The sequence below is a fragment of the Pseudomonas bijieensis genome (genome assembly GCF_013347965.1).
GTDB lineage: Bacteria > Pseudomonadota > Gammaproteobacteria > Pseudomonadales > Pseudomonadaceae > Aquipseudomonas > Aquipseudomonas bijieensis.
The window spans coordinates 3412039-3429725 of the sequence record NZ_CP048810.1; the positions used below are offsets into that span (position 1 = coordinate 3412039).

General features: G+C 61.1%; 10 protein-coding genes. 2 read left to right on the forward strand and 8 right to left on the reverse strand.

Features of this window, described 5'->3' with window-relative positions; translation table 11 throughout:
* Window positions 1-26 precede the first annotated feature (26 nt).
* On the forward strand, window positions 27-2804 hold the full coding sequence (locus tag GN234_RS14950) for a hybrid sensor histidine kinase/response regulator (RefSeq protein WP_109752242.1): 2778 nt from the start codon (window positions 27-29) through the stop codon (window positions 2802-2804).
* Between the two features lie 37 nt (window positions 2805-2841).
* Here GN234_RS14950 and GN234_RS14955 read toward each other — a convergent pair whose 3' ends face one another.
* The 3 genes from GN234_RS14955 to GN234_RS14965 form a co-directional block, all read right to left on the reverse strand.
* Entirely contained in the window at window positions 2842-3435 is a 594-nt protein-coding gene (locus GN234_RS14955) for a hypothetical protein (RefSeq protein ID WP_233459472.1), read from the reverse strand.
* Window positions 3436-3516: 81 nt separating this feature from the next.
* Complete coding sequence (locus tag GN234_RS14960) at window positions 3517-4221, reverse strand: hypothetical protein (protein WP_176688706.1); 705 nt, start codon at window positions 4219-4221, stop codon at window positions 3517-3519.
* Between the two features lie 63 nt (window positions 4222-4284).
* Window positions 4285-5094: a hypothetical protein gene (locus GN234_RS14965; protein WP_109752238.1), complete on the reverse strand. Its 810-nt coding sequence runs from the start codon at window positions 5092-5094 to the stop codon at window positions 4285-4287.
* Between the two features lie 252 nt (window positions 5095-5346).
* On the opposite strand from GN234_RS14965, the gene GN234_RS14970 reads away from it, so the two are divergent.
* On the forward strand, window positions 5347-5943 hold the full coding sequence (locus GN234_RS14970) for a MarC family protein (protein WP_109752236.1): 597 nt from the start codon (window positions 5347-5349) through the stop codon (window positions 5941-5943).
* Here GN234_RS14970 and GN234_RS14975 read toward each other — a convergent pair whose 3' ends face one another.
* From GN234_RS14975 to cobG, 5 genes are all read right to left on the reverse strand, one after another.
* On the reverse strand, window positions 5944-13011 hold the full coding sequence (locus GN234_RS14975) for a TcdA/TcdB pore-forming domain-containing protein (protein WP_176688707.1): 7068 nt from the start codon (window positions 13009-13011) through the stop codon (window positions 5944-5946).
* A gap of 345 nt (window positions 13012-13356) precedes the next feature.
* Window positions 13357-15048, reverse strand: coding sequence for a precorrin-3B C(17)-methyltransferase (gene cobJ / locus GN234_RS14980; protein WP_176688708.1), 1692 nt, complete (start codon window positions 15046-15048; stop codon window positions 13357-13359).
* A complete protein-coding gene (locus GN234_RS14985) occupies window positions 15048-15779 on the reverse strand; it encodes a precorrin-2 C(20)-methyltransferase (protein ID WP_176689594.1) in 732 nt (243 codons plus the stop codon). The genes cobJ and GN234_RS14985 overlap by 1 nt, the downstream gene beginning before the upstream one ends.
* Entirely contained in the window at window positions 15779-16405 is a 627-nt protein-coding gene (locus GN234_RS14990) for a precorrin-8X methylmutase (RefSeq protein ID WP_109752230.1), read from the reverse strand. Before GN234_RS14990 ends, GN234_RS14985 begins: the two co-directional genes overlap by 1 nt.
* Window positions 16398-17666 (reverse strand): precorrin-3B synthase, encoded by a 1269-nt coding sequence (gene cobG / locus GN234_RS14995; protein WP_176688709.1) that lies wholly within the window; start codon window positions 17664-17666, stop codon window positions 16398-16400. Before cobG ends, GN234_RS14990 begins: the two co-directional genes overlap by 8 nt.
* Between the last annotated feature and the right edge of the window lie 21 nt (window positions 17667-17687).

Sequence of the window (17687 nt, forward strand, 5' to 3'; positions counted from 1 at the left end):
GCATCAACCTACGAAGGGATTTCGCCGTGCGCTGGCTCAGGATTGCCATAGGCCTTACCGTCACCCTGCTGACGCTGCTCTGCATGCTCCCGGCCCAGGCCGCGCCAGGCAGTGGCTGGGCGGTATTGCTCGACGAACAGGGCGACCTGACGCTGAGCGACATCCGTTCTGCCCGCTACACCAATCAATTCAGCCCCATCGACCTGGATCGCCTCAAGGCCGCCGAGCCCGGCGGAGCATTGTGGCTGCGTTTCCGCCTGGCCCCCGACAGACACGAACAGATCCTGCGCATCTTCGCGCCCGACCTGTCACGCCTGAACCTCTATGTGCTGGACGGCGACACCCTGGTTGACCAACAAGTCAGCGGCAATGCCACGCCGCACACCGAACCCGCGGTCCCCAGCAGCGACTTCATGCTGCCCCTGCCGCGCAGCGACAAATCACTGGACGTCTACCTGCGACTGGCCTCGCGCCATGAACTGCGCCCCTACGTGACCTTGCAATCGGCGGTCGTGGCGGCGGCCGATCAGAACCAGACGCTGATCTACGGGTTGCTGTTCGGCTGCATCGCCATGCTGATCCTGCACAACCTCACCCGCTATGCCTACACTCGCTCACGCAGTTGCCTGTGGCTGGCAGCCTGTGAAGGGCTGCTGATGCTCAGCCTCGCGTTGCTGCTGAACCTGGCCGGGCCCTGGTTGCCTGACTGGCCTGCGGTCCAGACGCCAGGAGCCTACCTGGCCTTGCTGCTGACGGCGCCCTGCGGCCTGATGTTCGCCTACCGCTTCTTCGCTCCCCTGGGACCGCACCCATTGAACCGGCTGCTGCTGGGGGACATTGTGTTCGTCATGCTGTGCTGCCTGCTGCTGTTGTTCGTCAACACGCTGCCGCTCAACATCATGACTTATACCCTGGTGGCCCTGGCCGGCCTGAGCATGCTGTTCGTCAGCGCCTGGCACTGGCAAAAGGGCTACCGCCCGGCCCGGCTGTTCGTCGCGGCCATGGTGGTCTTCAACCTGGGCACGCTGATCATCCTTCCGGCGCTGCAAGGGCTCACGGAAGTTCCTCCCCAGGGCTTGATCATCACCCTGTTGATCTTCATCTGCATCAGCGGCCTGTTGATGAGTGTCGCCCTGGGCGAGCGCCAACGCTCGATCAACGAAAGCCGGTTCAGCATCAGCCGCGACCTGGCGGCGAGCAATGCCGAAATCAATGCCAAGGCCGAGTTCCTGGCCAAGATCAGCCACGAGATCCGCACCCCGATGAACGGCGTGCTGGGCATGACCGAGCTGCTGCTGGGCACGCCGTTGTCGGTCAAGCAGCGCGACTACGTGCAGACGATCCACAGCGCCGGCAATGAACTGCTGACCCTGATCAACGAGATCCTCGACATTTCCCGGCTCGAATCCGGGCAAATCGAGCTGGACGACGTGCAGTTCGACCTCAATGCACTGATCGAGGATTGCCTGAGTATCTTCCGCGCCAAGGCCGAACAGCAGAATGTCGAGCTGATCAGTTTCATCCAGCCCCAGGTGCCGCGAGTGATCAGTGGTGACCCGACACGGCTGCGCCAGGCGCTGCTGAGCCTGTTGGAAAACGCCCTGAAGAAGACTGACGAGGGCGAAGTGCTGATCGTCGTCGCCCTCGACGAGCGCAGCAATCAGCCGCGCCTGCGCATCGCCGTGCAGGACAGTGGGACACCGATGGACGCTGAAGAGCGCGACACGCTGATGCACGCCGAGCTGCACAGCAAGAATTTCCTTTCGGCCACGCGCCTGGGGGGTAACCTGGGCCTGGTCATCGCCCGCCAGTTGATCATCCTGATGCACGGGGAATTCGGCATCAAAAGCGGCAGCAACCAGGGCAGTACCTTATGGCTGACCCTGCCCCTGGACCCGGATCGCCTCGAACATCCGACTTCCGACCTCGATGGCCCGCTGCAAGGAGCGCGCGTGTTGATCGTCGACGACAACGACACCTGCCGCAAAGTGCTGGTGCAACAGTGCAGCGCCTGGGGCCTGAACGTCAGCGCGGTGCCATCGGGCAAGGAAGCCCTGGCGCTGCTGCGTACCAAGGCCCACCTGCGCGATTATTTCGACGTGGTGCTGCTGGACCAGAACATGCCGGGCATGACCGGCATGCAACTGGCGGCCAAGATCAAGGAAGACCCGAGCCTTAACCACGACATCCTGTTGATCATGCTCACCGGTATCAGCAACGCGCCGAGCAAGATCGTGGCGCGCAACAGCGGAGTCAAGCGCATCCTCGCCAAACCGGTGGCCGGTTATACCCTCAAGACTACGCTGGCGGATGAGCTGAACCAGCGCAACAGGGGCCAGGCGACGAATGTACAGGTGAATGCCGGTCCGCCCATGCCGGTGAAGGTACCGAGCGATTTCCGCATCCTGGTGGCCGAGGACAACAGCATTTCCACCAAGGTCATTCGCGGCATGCTCGGTAAGCTCAACCTGCAACCCGACACCGCCAGCAACGGCGAAGAAGCCCTCAAGGCCATGAAGGAACAACGCTACGACCTGGTTCTGATGGACTGTGAAATGCCGATCCTCGACGGGTTTTCCGCCACCCAGCAATTGCGCGCCTGGGAAATGGGCAACCAGCGGACCCGCACCCCCGTCGTGGCGCTCACCGCGCATATCCTGGCCGAACACAAGGAACGCGCCCGCCAGGCCGGAATGGACGGGCACATGGCCAAGCCGGTGGAGCTGTCGCAATTGCGCGAGCTGATCGAGCACTGGGTGGCCCAGCGTGATCAGCAGAACAGGTCGGCGGCGCACACATCCTAGGCGGCGACATGGCTGTCAGCGGGCCCCGCCGCTCTGTTCAAAGTTCCAACGCATGCAGATGTCGGACTGTCTCGCTCATCACCGCGGCGGCGACTTTTTCTCTGAACGTCGCGTAGTGCAGCGTGCTGAATGTAATGACCGCCATTTCCTCCTGGCTGCTTTCCACCACGTCCTCTATCGGCCAGAACAGAAATCTCGAGACCGTTCTGCGGGTGCGGAACTGCTTGTGGTAGAGGCCTATTTCTATTCTCCCGGAAGACTTGGACGTGCAAGGAATCACTTGGAAGAATCCCCTATCACGCAGCAGGCTTGTCCTTTCGAATACCTCGAGCGCATCGGGATTACGCCTCAGGGTTCCTAACGCCTGGCTCGCCTGCCGGGAAAAACGTTCATCGAATGACCGGGATATTTGCCGCGAAACGCTATCAACCATCAATCCCTGCCCCGCCCGCCCGGCACTGACAGGACGCGCCGAATCCCATCCCAGATACCTGAGTTTATTCTTGTAATAGTCGAACCAGTTGCCGACCAAACCGTCCTTGTAGGCCGAACGTGTTGCCAATTGCGCGTACAGGTTGCTCAGGTAGATATCCTCCCGATCCTGGAAGGACAGCCCCTCATCGAATGACACGATACTCCCGCCCACCACGGCAGCCGCCGGTGTGCCGCTGTGGCGAAGCAACTGCCCATCGGTCGATCGCCCCCATGTCATTCATAAAGACACAGCCCCCGTTACCTCAGGCTCGACCGCGTCGGAAATATCGATGATGTTCTTGGCGGCCTTATCCCCCAGCTTCTTGATAATGGCATCGCGAACGGGCGCATAAAGCGCATCGGACAAGTTCGCCTGGAAGCAGCGCAGTTGAATATCACCCGGTACAGGACCGGTGGAAAAAAGCGACCCAAGAGGATTGGTCGTAATGTGCCCAGTCTCAAACTCCACGCAAACACTGTTCAGCACAGGCCCCCGCTGGGCCAGGATGACTTGCAGCCTGACCCTGCACGCAGGCTCCGGGGATCTGGTACCTTGAACCCGCTTACACAATCGTTCAATGGCCGGCAAGGTGCAGGGCAATTGAGCGACACGATTCAACAGGCGCGTGAATTCAGTCACTTTAGTTTGGTCAACATATGTACCCAGTCGTTTTTCCACCCAAGTCATCATGGTGCATGTCGAAGAAGCATCGAGTGTAAAGTTGTCCCACGCTACCGCCTTCTGCAACCAACCCGTCTGTAAGACTTCCCGATATGCCCCGTACCATTCACCCAGTGACGTAAGAGCCGGATACCTCTTGTCGGCTACCAGCTGCGCAAACAATACCGAATTCATTACATCGCACTTCTCCTGCTCCAGCATATCCGCTGACAACAAGACAACAGCCCCGGCGTTGATAAAAACCGAACAATGATCACTCATTATAGTTACCTGATTCGCTAATGGATGGCGACCACTGTGTAGTCGCCAAAAGATCAAACGAGATTAAATCTCGTAGTCTTCGATCTTTTTCTGCGCACGATCACCCAACCTTGCAATGATGGTGGCTCGGGTACGATTAATAATTGACGGCACCATGGTCATATGACATTCGCCGCGATACAGATCGACCGAACTGCTGTCCCAATTCACAAACAGGACTTTGGTCTGATTCGTCCGATTAATGAAACGCACGGCCCCCAATGCCATGATGACTTCACCGTGTGGGGTTTCGTGGCAGGTCGCCACACCAAAACCACCCGCACCGGTCTCCCTGATATTTTGATCAAAGAGTTGAAGTGGCTTGTCACTGCTTTGCAGCGCAGCTATTGCGTCACCTGCCACTTTAAGCATCAGTGCCGACGTTGGCCCAGGAACAGCGGCGGCAGCCACGGCCGAACCCAGGATCCTCAACACCAGTTGATCCATCTTGAAGCTCCTGCCCGACGCCGCGACTGTGTCGTAATAGCGTTGCAGGATCGTCCAGCCGCAGTCTTGCATGACTTGCAGAAAGAATTGATACCACTCTCTACCTTGATCTTCCCGTGGATACGCCCTGTTCGCCGCCAACGATGCATACAGATAGGAATGCTGGATATCCGCCTGATTTTGCTCAGTCATTCCCGAGACGAATGCCAGGATACTTTCCCCGACAATCGAAGCGCGATCCGGCTTTTCCACAGCCGCTTTATACCCGACAGGATTGATTGCAACAGTGCGCGAAGAAACAACTAAATTTTCCGGCATGATTTCATAACTATTCAGCCGATCAAGACGATCAGCCAAGGTTAAAACCGAATCAAACTTAACACTCATAGATATATTCCTTATTTAATTAAGGTCCTCCATGGACCCCGGGGACAACATGACTCAAACCCACTCCGAACAACAACTGCAAAACTGTAACGGCACATAATTTCTGCGACACTGACATTTCAATGACACTTCGCCCCTCACAATAAAGCGAAGTTTTCGGCACTTAAAAATTTCACGTTCACGGGCGAGCCGACAGACACCCCCAGCGCCTGATAAACTCCACGGCAATTTCATTCGTCGTGAGCTTCGACCATGCTCCATGTGCTGTTCAGCGTTTACCTGAAGATGTTGGTGCTCTACAGCCCTTTCTTCGTGTTGTCGTGTTTTATCGGCCTGACTCGCGGCTATTCACGCAAGGAACAACGTCGCCTGGCCTGGAAGGTCGCGACCGCGACGCTGGTATCCAGCGTATTGCTGTACCTGTTCGGGCGAGTGATTTTCAGTGTATTCGGCATCACCGTGGACGCGTTCCGTATTGGCGCCGGCAGCGTGCTGTTCATTTCGGCGCTGGGCATGGCCCAAGGCAAGTCGGCCGTCCAGACCGACAGCGTTCAGCAGGACGTGACCATCGTCCCGCTGACCATTCCGTTGACCGTCGGCCCAGGCACCATCGGCGCCCTGCTGGTGATGGGCGTGAGCCAACCGCACTGGGACGACAAACTCATGGCCATCATCAGCATCGCCCTGGCCAGCTTCACCGTCGGCGTGGTGCTTTACCTGTCCAGCCGCATCGAGCGGATCCTGGGCGACCAGGGCTTGCAGATCGTCAGCCGCCTGATGGGGCTGTTTGTCTGTGCGCTGGCCGCGCAGATCATCTTTACCGGGGTCAAAGGCTATCTGGTGCCGTAATCAACCCACCTCATTGGTTTCCACCGCAGACGACACACTCAGCGCCTTGAGCGTGATACCGCTCTCGGCGTCCTGCAAGGCGTCCAATCGCTCTATCAGGGTCGAAACGGCATAATGTCGATTCCCGCCAAAACTGAGCAGGACTTCCCCACGCATGTTGATATCTGTCGCATACACCTCACGAACAATCACACTGTGCCCACTGTCCGGATCAATGATCACCAGGTGTTCCTGGACACGACTGAACAACAACTGATCAGGCTCATCCAGGCTCCAGAGCAATTTGCCGGGGATTGTCACCGCACGGCCCAGGGCATGCCGGCAGTCGAGGATGACCGACTTGACCCGCAACCAGGCCGCTTTTGACAGCCGGTAACTCACCGCACCGTGCCCCATGCGCAAAATCAGGGTCGTGACATCGTCGGGCATCAGCGCCAGCAAATCATCGATCTTCATGTCCTGGCCCTCGACGACCAGCACCTCGCCTTCGCGCTGGACATAACTGAGTGGCCCCACATGCCCCGCCTCCGGCAGGGTCAACAGCTTTCCATTCTCGCTTTCATGAAGTAATACCTGGGTCTGGCGCTGGGTTCCCAATAGCTCGAAAGACTGCGCAATCGCGGCCCTGGGAACTCGGATCATACGTCCGGTCTTGGCGACGAACCACGTCAGGCTACCGGGCTCCTCCACCGACAGCAGTGCGCCGTGAGACGACTGGGCCGCCAATTGCCTGAGCCCCTCTTGCTCCCGGCCATCTTGAGCGACCAGCCATTGATGAGTGACACCAGTAATCGAGGCCGGCTCCTGGTCTCGTAACGCGACCACCACCCCCTCGAATGTCACGCCACGCAGCCCCACACCTTCAGCCGTCAGCTCGACAAACTGCCAGGGCGCCCATTCACGCTGCGCGCTGGGTAGCGCATCGATCTGCAGCAAGCGTGAACCCTGGCCAAAAGCCGCCTCCAGTTTCTGTGGGTCGATAAAGGCCTGGCGATAGACTTCACCCCTCGAAACATCGAATAACCACGCCGCCTCGCCATCCGGGGTAGCGCCGAGCAGGCGTACTTCCTTTGCAGGGCCCAGCTCAGCCAGTAACAGCCTGTTGCCGACGTACCAGGCACATAATTTGGCGTCGTCGTTGAAGTTGCTCAAACCGATAAGGGCAAATTGCTCGCTCGCCGATCTCCGGGCCAACGACTCCAATGCCAGCCACCAATGCCCCCGATCCTTGAACCATGTCTCGTTCACGCCGCCCAGCTTGAGGTCGCCCTGGCTCGTCAGATTTAAGAACCGGCCATCGGATGTCAGCACCACGTAGCCACTCTCGGCAGCGATCACATTCTCCAGCTTGTCGGATTGCAACCACCGGTTGGACCACTGCCCTTTGCCCGCGACCAAAGTTCGCTGCCTGCGGCACAGCTCCTTTGCAAGCCGGTCATACACAACAAACCTATCGCTGTCGTCCGCCAGCGTGAGCAGCGTCAGGTCCGTCATGTTCTTGATCGAGTCGGCCCAGCCACGGGGACGGCCGCGTCTCGACGAAGGACGAATGATCAAGCCGTCCCTGTGGCGAACCCAGGCCATGTCCCGCAACTGCGGCTCGCTCTTCCAGCAGACCGAAACGAAGGGAGCCGGTTGCCAATTGACGGTGGCAAAGGTGTCCTCGGTGCGAACAGACGGGACAAAGGGGTAATCGCTGCCCAGCACCTGGGACCAGTCGGCCAGTGTCTCGCTGGCGCTGAAAATGGATTCCAGCGCCGGGGCCAGATCGCGCGTGACCGAACTGAGCAGCAGTTGCCCTTCATGGATCACGTACACCAGCACATCGTCGGTCTGATCCTCGCGAGTGATGCGCTGCACGACATGAATCACCCCTTGCGCATCCGCCTCGACACGCTGGATGGTGGCGGTCGCATTCCTTGTGCTGCGCAACCAGTAACGATGGCTCAGCAACCCGGTGACCGCGTCGGCTTGCCAGATGATCAGGTCCTGTGGGTCATAGAAATAGCAGGCGCCACCTGCCACCGCGCCCAGCACCGCGTCATCGACGCCTGGTAGTTCATCACGAATGAACAGGAAACGGTCATCCTTGGCGTCATACCAGGCCGTGATGTAGCGGGGCTCTTCCGGCTTCTCGAACGGCACCAGGTAACGATGAACCGGCGTATACGGCATCACCAGGCGGTGCTGCCTGGCAAGGCTCTTGAAGTGCTCCTGCAATGCCTGTCGATCCATGCCCGCAGGCACATCCTGCTCGACAACCACAAGCTTGCCCGCCTCCACCTTGAACACTTGATTCTGGCTGATCCGCAGCAGCACGTCGTGACGCCCCGATCCAGTGAGCGCCACCTGAACGTCGCCGATGAACAGTCTCGCGTAACGCTCGAGCCGGATATCACTCTCCTGGGCCCAAGGGGCGTCCAACACCCAACTCGAGTTCAACGGGCGCGCCGTATCCAGGGTCAGGCTCACGCCGGGATGGAGCACCAATGCACAGCGCTTGCCGGCGCCCTGGATCTCATAGGTGATTTTTCCGTGCCAATCCGGTGGCAGCACGGGCACCACCAGCGAGCGATCGATGCCATCGAGCAACACCTTGATCACCGTCGGCCGGTAATCCGGGACCAGGCGATAAAGGATGTAGTCACTGGGGAACGAGTAGAAAGAAAACAGAAACAGCCATCCTCCCTGCGCGGTCTTTTTCTCCAGGCGCCGTGCCGTGTCGAACCCGATGTCATGGCGCAGCCCGGCGAAGGGCAATGCCTTGTACTCGTAGCGGTAACAGGTTTGCGGCGTACAGGGCAGGACGATGGCTGCACCTGCCGGTGGCGTGAATCGGGCTCGACCCGGCAGATTCAGCTGGCGACGGATATCGATCGCCCGGTCGTAATCGTCATCAAAGGTAGGCACCCCGAAATGATCGCGCAGCGGATACAGCTTGGGGCTGTCCAGCATCAGCTCGGCGCGGGTCAGGTCCAGTGTATGAACGATCAGCGATGAACGCGGAAACCATGCGCCACCGCGGGCATCAGCCCGATAAGGCTGGAGATGGGCGGTTGCCACCTCATCGAAAAACAGCCCGACCTGCTTGGCTTCTTCGGCAATGGTGGCGAAGCCCTGGGCCAGCGCCGCCACCCCCACCGCCAACCCGCCCAGCATCACCGCAGCGCCGCCCAGCAATGCTCCAGCGGTGGTAGCGCCGGCAGCGTAGGCGCTCACCGACAACATCAGGCTGGCCGAGTCGAACGCCAGTTGGGTACCGAACTGAGCGCGTTCGACGTCGTTTTGCGCAGTCGACAACTGGTAGATGTCGAACCCGACATTCGCCAGTTGCAGCAATCCCCCGGTCGCTTCGCTCACGCTGTTTCCCACTGCGGTCTTGACCACGGGCGCGACGGTTTGGGCAATCAGTTTCTCCTGGGCCAATGCCTGTCGAACCAGGCCGACCAGGCCAGCGATATCGGCCACGTTGCCATGCACCAATTGCGCGTAATTGACATAGGCATGCAACCGGACCGCCAGGCTCAGGGGCCGACCAGGCCCTTCTCGGCCCCGCAAGGCGTTCATCAGCGCTTGTATGGCGAAGCCGGCGTTCAGGGTGTGGACGCTGCCCACCTCGGTCGGATCGCTCGCTACGGAAGGTCTATTGGCCAAGGCTGAAAAACGTTCCGAGAGGTAGTTTTTTATCCGCAAGAGTCGAGGGTCGTCCGTGATGGCCCGTACCAACTGTTCCGGGTTCCCAGGATCGATCAGGCTTATCCGGTACGACCCGTTCGTCATGACCTCCAGGGTTTCGAACAACGGCACAAGGTGAGGGGCCAGCTGATTTTTCTGCTGGAGGCCGCTGGTCACGTGCTCGATCTGCTGGCCCCACCAGTGACCATCCAGCGCCAGCAGGCAGTTGCCCAGCCGCGGATTGCTCTGCAGCGACTGCCCACGAGCGTTGATCAACCGCTGCCTGACAGGACGTTGCAATTGGCCGGGCAACGCGCCGGGTTGCAGCAGTTTCGCGACCTGGACGGCACCCGCCAATGTCACCTGTGACACCCGCGCGCCGTCCAGTTCGATCAGGTCGAACGTCGGGCGAACCGCATCGCCATACGCCGCGTAATGACTGGCCATATTCTGCTGGAGGAAGAACTGCTCCAATGCCTGCCTGAACCGAGTCGAATCCTCGAATTCGAATACCCCAAAATTCGGATCGTAGAAGTGGTAAGTACCGCGCTCGCCCTCCCAGGTCTTGGCTACCAGCATGGCGTGATTATCGGAGTTGAGCATCAGTGTGCTGGTGGCTGTCCTGGCTTGCAGAATGTCCACGACTGCATTCAGGTCCGAGCGTGCCAGTGCACTGCCGACATCGCCGATCTGCACCTCGCGCAACGACTCCACGCACTGCAAGAAGGTCGCCGAATCGCTGGCCTCTGGCTCGATAACCCCCAAGTAAAAGCGCTCGCGCAGGGTATTGACCGCCGCCTTGCCCTCCGACAAGGCAGCCGCCATTGCCAGGGCCAGGGGATAACAACGTCCGCCGACCCTATCGCCCTCACCCTGGAGCAGTAAATCCTGGGGCACCAGCTTGATCGTGTCGGCTCCAAAATCGTCCAGGACGGTACCGAGGTGCTCCACGATCCGGACACGGTATTCCAGTTTCGCCACCTGCCGGATGCGAGCCACCTGCCGACCCCATTGGCGCAGTGTCAAAGGCTGTTCCAGCGCGGCTTTCTTCAGCCCCAAGGCAGTTTCGTCATGCCCTGGCGGATCATCGGTAGCGCTGGCGAGCCCGGCCAGGAAGGCTGGGGCCTTATGTTGATACAACGCCTGTTCGATCGTCGCGTAACGGCCAGCGGTGCCATGGGCGGCAAGGTTGTTGGCGAGGTTATCCAACTGCGGGCGAACCGCGTCGAAGCTGCGATTATCCAAGGTCTTCGCACCCGTCAAGGCGCCCAGCAGCAAGCGTTGCAGGGGGCTCAATTGCGCGGCTTCGAAACGCCCTTCGGCGAGTTGCTTCAAGAGCTCGGCGATGGGCAACTGCCGCGTCTTCGCGTCCCCCAACGAAGCAGGCGGCAACACGTCGACGCCTTGGGCGAGAATCACCTGACGCTCATCAAAGCCCAGCGGTATGGCCTTGTCGAAAGTCACCACGCCGTCATGGCTCCGACTCATGCTCTGCTTGAACGGCTCACCCAGCTCATCGGCCAGGTGCTGCAACAGGTCGGTGGACAGTACATACCGCCCCTCGATCACCGGCCAGCCATCATCGAATTGGAGAGTGCGGTACTTGAGCAGCTCAGCCAGCTCACCCGCATAACGAACCTTGAACTGACCCGCTTGCCAACGTTCAATCTCATCGCTGAGCCACTGCCGGGTGTCACTCTGATTCTCTTTCCAGGAGTGATCCAGTTCCTCCTCGGTGGCGCCATTGACGGTGCCGACGGCGGCAATGGCAGCCTCCTCCCGCCACTGCTCAGCGGTTTGAGGCGTAAAGTGCGTGTTCAGGTATTGCGCCATGCCCTCACGCATGGCGCCAGGCCCGGTCAGATAAATCGTCCCTTCGCTCTGGGGACGGATGCCGTCGCTGTAGTAAGTGGCGGCCGCCTCGACCAGAAAAGCCGCGCCCATTTCCGCTTCCGGCGGCAGCTCATGGAACGCACCGAAAACCTGCGTCGCAGCCTGCCGCGCCAGACCACTCATGGCCTCGACATCGGTGAGGGCCACGTTTTGTTCATCCGCCAGGCGAGCGGTGGCATCGACAATTGCATAATTGCGCCTGAAGCGCTCGAGCACGGCGTTGAGCATCGCCGCCCCTGGGTGGGCCATCAGGAAGGCGTTGCTCAACGAATTTCGTACGGTCACGGCTCGCAGCTCGTACGGACGAGCCAGGCGCTGCGCCGGCGGGCAGAAAACGCGGTTCAACTCGGGTCGGCTTTTGGCGAAACGCTCGAGTGCATCGCGATGCTCGGTCGGGATCGCACTGGAATAATCCGTGTACTGGCCGCGCAATGCCTGACGGCCCGGCATCCATTCGGGATTTCGATCGAGCAGCAACTGCAACACGCCCAGGCGTGCGTCGGTCTTGAACCCGCGAATGTCCACCTCGCCCAGCTTGTCCAACAACGGCGGCAGGTGATCGATATCGACGTAGCTGCCACCCTCGCTGAGCAAGGCTTCGACCCGCACGATATCGGAGCCGCCCGCCAACATGCCGCGCAGGCTGATCTCGCGTTCGTAGATATCCCGCAAATGCAAGGGTGCCTCACCAATGGCAACATCGCGCAGTATCAGGTCGCCGTCAGCCACGGCCATGAGACTGAGACGGTTATCGTTCACCAAGGCTTTCAGCCGTGCCTTATCTTGCCCATAGGCCCGAACCAGCAAATCGATTCTCGCGTCATCGGCGCTGCCGCCGCTTTCCACCACCTTCTTGATATGGGCGTACATCTGTTGTTTGAGAACAATGGCGCGCTCTTCATAACGGTCGCCCAACGCCAACGCATCGCTACTGGCCTGTGCGCCATTGAGCATGGCATCGGCCTTGGCGGCTTCGACAATGATTCGGTTGGTTTCATGGGCCAGCAGCGCGTCGCTGTCGTACCAGAGGCTGAGACGATAGCCCTCTGCGCCCATTACTTTTTTCCAGACATTGATATAGTCACGCTGAATGGCCCCGACGCCGCCGCCGAGCCAGACAAAATGCAGGTTCTTCGGCACCTCGGTGGCGGGCAGTTTCAACTGTTCGAAACTGTAGTGCAGACGCGTTTCAAACCCTTCTATCTTGTTATACGTTTGCACCAGGTCCGCAGCCCTGGCGTCCTCTGAGTTCAACGGCCCTGTCGCACGACGAGACCGGCTACTTCCCCGCAAAGCGCCTACCGCTTGTTTGAGCAACCCCAACGGTTCCAACATGCGCGGCGAATCCAGCAAGGTGATACAACCGAAGTAATACCGAAGCACCGCATCATATTGTTCGGAGCCCTTGTGGGAAATTAATGCCTGTTCGAGATCCTTGAGTTTTAACAACCCCACAAAATCGACGTAGTTATCCGCCGATGAAAACTTGGATTCACTCATAAACAACACTTCCATTTATTGTATAGAGATAAGAAAAACTTCACGCATCCATGCGCGAACGGGCCATTGGGAGCCTGCGGCCTAACCAAATGATGAGCATCAACTCAGGCAACAATTATTCCCAATGGGCTGGATAAAAACATAACGATCATTGACGCGCGGCTCAACTAACAAGGAATTCAATAAGTTTCCAACCAGCAGGAGTTCAAACTTTTTTCTTCACCGCTTAATAAGCGCAGCGCTGAAAAGTTTTTATATAAGCAATCATTGAGCAGACTTGCCCATGTAGAAGCCAGGGCATCACGAGCTCAGGTGAAGGTGGCCCGAACGGGCCACCGGGTTTGATCAAAGAGGTTTGTTGCCATACCAGCGCGGTGTGTACACCCAGTCGCCACCCTGGGCGCGTGGGAACACGCACGTGGTGGAGGAGCCGATCAGCACCATGGTGCGCATGTCCACTTGATCCGGGGTCAATGCCCCCAGCGTGGTGACACGCAACGTCTGCCCCGGACGACCGATATCGCGCCCCAGCACCACTGGCGTTTGCGCCGTGCGATGTTGCCCGACGATCTCCAGCGCCCGGCCCAACTGCCATGGCCGGGAGCGGGAGATCGGGTTGTAGAAGGCCAGGGCCAGGTCGGCCTCAGCCGCAAGAGCCAGGCGCTTTTCGATGATCGACCAGGGCTTGAGGTTGTCCGACAGCGACATCACACAGAAGTCATGCCCCAATGGCGCACCGGCCTGGGCAGCGGTCGCCAGGGACGCCGAGACACCCGGCAGGATCTGCAGGTCGACGTTGTGCCAATGGGCATCCGTCGACTCATGCAACGCTTCCAACACGGCGGCAGCCATGGCGAACACGCCCGGATCGCCGGACGACACCACCACCACGGAGCGGCCCTCGGCCGCCAGTTCGAAGGCATGTCGGGCCCGCTGCATCTCTTCGCGGTTGTCGGTGCAGTGTTGCACCTGATCGGCCCGAAAGGGCCCGGCCATGCGCACGTAGGTTTCATAACCGAGTACATCGGTGGCACGGTCGAGCTCGGCGCGCACCGCCGGCACCATCAACTCGGCGGCGCCCGGGCCAAGGCCGATCACCGCCAGGCGCCCGCGCGCACGACCAATCTGCTGCGGATCGAGGGGTTGCGCGGTCAAGGCGATGGCATGGCTGCCCATGACCTGTAGCGACGCCGGTTGACCGAGGGCATCGCTCAACCACGTTTCGAGGTTGCCATTGGCCGCGGCAAAACGCAGCGGCACCCCCAACGCCGAAGCCGTTTCGTGCAGCTCGGCACGGGCCATGTCACTGTCCGCCGCCAACAGGCACGCCAGCGACTGCGGCGCGAGGCTGGCCTGCTCCAGTATCGCGCCGATGTCCGCCGACGCCCCTGCACTCAACGCCACCAGCACATTGCGCGGATAAATACGCAGTTCATCCGCCGCCGGTTTACCCGCAGCACTGTCGATACGGATCGCCAGCCGTGCCTGTTCATCCTCGGGCAACTGCGCCTGATCCAGCCATGGCGCGGCGCCTTCGATGCGCACCGATTCACCGGCCAGCAGATCGGAGACGAAACGCTTGCCTTGCTCCAGGTCGCCGAGGCTATAGCCACTCGGCGGATTGAGCAGGCAAGTGCCAAAACGCAGTTCACCGCTGGTGGTGATCGCCGGCGCGACTTGCAGCGCTGCGGCGATTTCCCGGGCCATGACATTGACCCCGCCCAGGCCGCCCAACAGCGGGACCACGGCGCTGCCATCCTCGGCCACGGCCAGCACCGGCGGCTCGACGCCTTTTTCCAGCAGCAGCGGCGCCAGGGTGCGGATGACGATACCCGCCGCGCACAGGGCGATGATCGGTGTGTCTTGCTGATAGAGCTCGCGCAACGTGGTGCCGAACTCGAGGTATTGACGATCCACCCCCTCGACCCGCCCAGCCAGGCCGTGGATCAACGCCTCGGGGTAGCGCTGTTGAATCCGTCGGGCGGTTGCCAGGCTGCCGGGGCCGAGGATGACGATGGCCGGCGTCTTGGCGGCCATCAACCCTGCCACCGTTCGCCCGGCACGATGATCAGCGAGAAGTACGGCGATGACATCGGCTCGACTTCATCCAACGGCACGATCTTCTGGTTGGCCATGGTCGCCCGTTCGACGTACAGCGCCCGCCCATCCAGGCCCAGCTCCTGAAGCACTTGGCGAACCTTGGGGAAATTGCGCCCCAGCTTCATGATCACCGCCGCGTCGGCATCGGCCAGGCGTCGCTTGAGCTCGTCATGGGGCAAGACGCCGGAGAGCACCGACAGGCTCTGGTTGCGATAGACCAGCGGCGCGCCGAGCACCGAGGCCCCGCCGAGCATTGAGCACACGCCGGGAATGACCTGGGCCTCATGGCGCTCGGCCAGGCGATCGTGCAGGTACATGTAGGAGCCGTAGAAGAACGGATCGCCCTCGCAGATCACCGCTACGTCGCGCCCGGCATCCAGGTGCACGGCCAACTGCTCGGCGGCGGTGTCGTAGAAATCGGCGATCACCTGTTCATAGGACAGCGGCGCCGGCAGCGCTTCTGTGGTAACCGGGTAGACCAGCGGCAGCAACGTCTGCGCGTCCTGCAAATGCGCCTCGATGATGCCGAAGGCATTGCCCTTCTTGCCCTTGGCGACGAAGTACGCCACCACGGGCGATTCGCGCAGCAGGCGCAGGGCCTTGACGGTAATCAGTTCCGGGTCACCAGGGCCCACGCCGAGGCCGATCAGACGTCCAGGCTGCTGCATCATTCGATCTCCGTAGCGAGGGCGTTGACGGCGGCGGCGGCCATGGCACTGCCGCCGAGGCGGCCTTGCATGATCACGAACGGCACACCACGGCTGTTGGCCGCCAGCATCGCCTTGGACTCGGCGGCGCCGACGAAGCCCACCGGGAAACCGAGGATCAAGGCCGGTTTCGGTGCGCCGGCATCGAGCATTTCCAACAGGTAGAACAGCGCGGTCGGCGCGTTGCCGATGACCACGACGCTGCCCTCCAGGTGCGGACGCCACAACTCCAGCGCTGCCGCCGAACGGGTGTTGCCCAGTTCCACGGCCAACGCCGGCACGCGCTCGTCGCGCAAGGTGCAGATCACCGGGTTGTTGGCCGGCAGCCGAGCGCGGGTCACGCCTTCGGACACCATCCGTGCATCGCACAGGATCGGCGCACCGGCGGCCAACGCCTGACGCCCGGCCGTGCCCGCGCCCTCGGAAAACTGCAGGCCGTCGATGGCCTCGACCATGCCGCAGGCGTGGATTACTCGCACCGCGAGTTTCTCCAGGTCGGCCGGAATGCGCGCCAGGTTGGCTTCGGCGCGGATGATCGCGAAGGAGTTGCGATAGATCTCCTGACCGTCGCGGATGTAATCAAGCATCAAGGGGGCTCCGGGGGCGAGCGTCGAGCCAGTGGCCGAGCGCTTCAATAGTCAGATTGTGTGCCTGCAACGCGCCGAAACCCGGCAGCGTGGCATCGCGAAAATACAGGTCGTAACGACCGGGAGCGACGGCCAGCAAGGTGGCCGGCGCGACATGGGCCGCCGCGCAGGAGCGCGGGCAGCCCGATAGATGAGCCTTCAAGGCATGACCCTGGCCTTGCAGCCGCTCGGCCAGTTGGCGGGCGTCGGCCTTGGTGTCGGCCAGGGCCTTGGCGCAGCCACTGGAACCGGTGCAGGCGATGAGTTGCGCCAGGGGCTGCTCGACCGAGCACAACAGGCCCAACCCCTCGAGCCCCGCCAGCACTTCGTCGGCATCCGCGCGGCGCACATTGGGCAGCAACAGGCTTTGCCAGGGGGTGAAGCGCAGGCTGCCGTCGCCCTTCTCCCGCGCCAACTGCGCCGCACCGCGCAGCATGGCGGTGTCGAGCCGACCAAGGGGCGCAGCGGCACCGACGTAGACGCGGTCATCGTGCTGGGGATGGATACCGATATGCAGTCCGTCGATGGACACGTCCCGCTGCCAATCGAGACAAGGTTGCAGGGGCACACGACGGGCCAACCGGGCCATGAACTCATTCATGGGGATTTCAGCCAGCAGGTGGCGCATGCGGATCTGGTCCGGGCGGGCCAGCTCGAGAAACAACTCCAGCACCGCCACCACCAGCGCATGCCCCTGGGCCAGGGGCACCCTGCCCGCCGGTTTATCCAACGGAACGCCGGCCAAGCCGAAGGCCAGCCAAGGCTCGCCATCGCGAACAAGGGCCGACAGCCATAGGTCGTGGTGATGTTCGAGCATCGCCAACGCTTCTCCACCGTCCAGTTGCACGGCGAACTTGGCCGACAACTCATGGAAGCGTTCCTGGGTTTGCAGGGTGACGAGAGTCTGCTCGGCCAACGGGCGGGTGTCGAACAGCATCTGTCGGTCGATCCCGGCCGAGGGGCTGAGCATCAGGTTGCGTACGTCATCGCCGGCCGGTTTGCGAGGGCCAAGCCCGGCGGCCAGCAATGGCTCGATCAGCGCACCGTGCTCAAGGCCGATCCCACGGATTTGCAGGTTGGCCCGGTTGGTCGCCTCGATCACGCCCCCGGCAAACCGCTCGGCCACCGACGCCACGGCTTCGGCCTGACTGGCCTGAATGGAACCGCCATCGAGCTTGATCCGGCAGATCCCGCCGTCCAGCGCCTGGACGACACGCAGCAACCCCGGGCAACCGGAGGGGGC

Excerpts from the sequence above, each read along its gene's own strand:
- GN234_RS14965 (WP_109752238.1), bottom strand. The coding sequence starts at position 5,094 with ATGAGTGTTAAGTTTGATTCGGTTTTAACCTTGGCTGATCGTCTTGAT.
- GN234_RS14970 (WP_109752236.1), top strand. The coding sequence starts at position 5,347 with ATGCTCCATGTGCTGTTCAGCGTTTACCTGAAGATGTTGGTGCTCTAC.
- GN234_RS14975 (WP_176688707.1), bottom strand. The coding sequence starts at position 13,011 with ATGAGTGAATCCAAGTTTTCATCGGCGGATAACTACGTCGATTTTGTG.
- GN234_RS14990 (WP_109752230.1), bottom strand. The coding sequence starts at position 16,405 with ATGCTTGATTACATCCGCGACGGTCAGGAGATCTATCGCAACTCCTTC.
- GN234_RS14960 (WP_176688706.1), bottom strand. The coding sequence starts at position 4,221 with ATGAGTGATCATTGTTCGGTTTTTATCAACGCCGGGGCTGTTGTCTTG.
- GN234_RS14985 (WP_176689594.1), bottom strand. The coding sequence starts at position 15,779 with ATGCAGCAGCCTGGACGTCTGATCGGCCTCGGCGTGGGCCCTGGTGAC.
- cobJ (WP_176688708.1), bottom strand. The coding sequence starts at position 15,048 with ATGGCCGCCAAGACGCCGGCCATCGTCATCCTCGGCCCCGGCAGCCTG.